The following is a 1,917-nucleotide window of genomic DNA, read 5'->3' on the forward strand; positions in this document are numbered from 1 at the left end:
AACAACCTACGCCACCGCCACGCATTACGCAGCGCAAATTCTGTCGCAAATGTGCTTTTGAAGAACTCTGCTACGGATGAAATTGAGTAACCTCAATCAGGCGAAAAAACGTATATTAGGATAACCACTGAAGCACTTACTATGAAAATTGTTATTGATATCGCCAGTGAAGAAGAAGCCCAGAAGGTGGAAGCACTGCTACAGGATCACGACCTTTCGTACCACCGTGAGGCTCCGATATCTCAGTCAAAAGAACCTAACTCGGCTGCGTTACTGGCCTTCATAGATCAAAACCCGCCCCAAGATGATATCTTGGACAGAATTCCCGACCCCGTTGCCTGGCAGCGGGATATTCGTAAGGATCGTAAGCTTCCCGGGAGATCATGAACTTACTATTGAATAGCAATACGATCATCTACCTGGAGTCTCCCCGGTACCACGATCAAATCAAAGAACGTATGCGCGATGAGTCCTGTAGTGCCTCAGCAATCAGCGTGGCTGAAGTGCTCGGATACAGTGATTTATTACCTCGTCAAAAGTCGTTCTTTGAAACCTTTTTTAAAGAGATCTACTTGCATCCGGTTGACTACCCTACTATTCAGGAAGCCACTCGGCTACGCCAATACCGGAAACTAAGCCTAGGCGATGCCATCGTTGCGGCAACCGCTAGTATTCACCAGCGAACGTTGGTTACGGCAAACATCAAAGATTTCAAAAAATTGCAAGATGCTATTGACCCCAGTCTTGACCTAATCAACCCCCTGGAAGTTTGATCAGTTATTCATGAAACGACCCTACTACCTGTTTTCCAACGGACGGCTCAAACGTCGTCATAACACCTTGCTGCTAGAGCGTGGAGATGACACCCGTCAGCCTGGAGACGCTCCCGAAGATGAAGGCACCCCATCGGGAGAACTCACCAGTAGTAAAGTAAACTTTCCGGTAGAATCGGTGGATAGTCTGTTTCTATTCGCTGAGGTGGATATCAATACCAAACTGATCACCTTTCTAGCTCAGCAGCAGATTCCTACATTTTGTTATGACTACTACGGTAACTTCACCTCGGTGATTATGCCACGGGCAGCGCAGCTATCGGGCCGACTGCATGTTCAACAAGCACAACACTACCTAAGTGACCACCGGAGGCTAACCCTGGCTCGAGCATTGGTAGAAGCGTCCATCTTCAACATTAGGCGGGTGGTGAAATACTATACCACCCGGGTTGATGATCCAACTTCACTAACCAACGCTTTGGCAATGATGGAAACGGTACGAAACCAACTGGCTGGCTACCCCGACATTGCTACATTAATGAGTGGCGAAGGGCGGGTACGCGATGCCTACTATCAGCTCTGGCCAATCCTGTTGGGAGATAGCGTTGCCAAAAAATTTCCCTTTACCAAACGTGAACGTCGTCCGCCCTCTAACGAGCTTAATGCGCTGATCTCGTTCGGCAATACGCTGTGCTATTCAGCGGTTCTCCGGCAAATTTACCGTACGGCGCTAGACCCCACTATTGCCTACTTGCACGAACCGGGCGACCGACGCTACTCGCTAGCACTGGATATTGCCGAAATTTTTAAGCCCTTGCTTGTAGATCGGACGATCTTTCGGCTGCTGAAGACCGGGGAAATTACGCCTAAGCACTTTGAAGCTCGTTTGGGTGGGTGCTACCTAACCGAAGCTGGACGGAAGGTTTTTGTAGCCCACTGGGATGAGCGGATGCAGCAAACGGTACAGCATCGCGGTCTAGGACGAAAAGTATCCTACGAACGACTGGTACGTTTGGAGTGCTACAAATTAGTCCGCCATTTCTGCGATCCGAAAGAAGATACCTACCAGGGGTTTCATATGTGGTGGTAAAAATTAACGTTCTTTGACATATTGACTATTTAGTATCATGGCCTACTATATTGC

At 48.5% G+C, this 1,917-nt stretch carries 4 protein-coding genes; all 4 read left to right on the forward strand.

From position 1 onward, the window contains the following. Positions 1-80: Dna2/Cas4 domain-containing protein (locus WBA23_RS23055; protein ID WP_424584635.1), on the forward strand; the 80-nt coding region annotated here is incomplete at its 5' end. Between the two features lie 61 nt (positions 81-141). After that, positions 142-387, forward strand: coding sequence for a hypothetical protein (locus WBA23_RS23060; protein ID WP_424584632.1), 246 nt, complete (start codon positions 142-144; stop codon positions 385-387). Then, a complete protein-coding gene (locus tag WBA23_RS23065) occupies positions 384-773 on the forward strand; it encodes a type II toxin-antitoxin system VapC family toxin (protein ID WP_424584633.1) in 390 nt (129 codons plus the stop codon). Before WBA23_RS23060 ends, WBA23_RS23065 begins: the two co-directional genes overlap by 4 nt. Positions 774-783: 10 nt before the next feature. Further along, positions 784-1,863, forward strand: a complete 1,080-nt coding sequence (gene cas1b, locus WBA23_RS23070) for a type I-B CRISPR-associated endonuclease Cas1b (RefSeq protein ID WP_424584634.1) — start codon at positions 784-786, stop codon at positions 1,861-1,863. Positions 1,864-1,917 lie beyond the last annotated feature (54 nt).

It is taken from the genome of Tunicatimonas sp. (genome assembly GCF_049647865.1).
Classification (GTDB): Bacteria; Bacteroidota; Bacteroidia; order Cytophagales; family Cyclobacteriaceae; genus Tunicatimonas.

What these genes read in the sequence shown, in the direction of transcription:
- WBA23_RS23065 (WP_424584633.1), top strand. Translation starts at nt 384, where the DNA reads ATGAACTTACTATTGAATAGCAATACGATCATCTACCTGGAGTCTCCC.
- cas1b (WP_424584634.1), top strand. Translation starts at nt 784, where the DNA reads ATGAAACGACCCTACTACCTGTTTTCCAACGGACGGCTCAAACGTCGT.
- WBA23_RS23060 (WP_424584632.1), top strand. Translation starts at nt 142, where the DNA reads ATGAAAATTGTTATTGATATCGCCAGTGAAGAAGAAGCCCAGAAGGTG.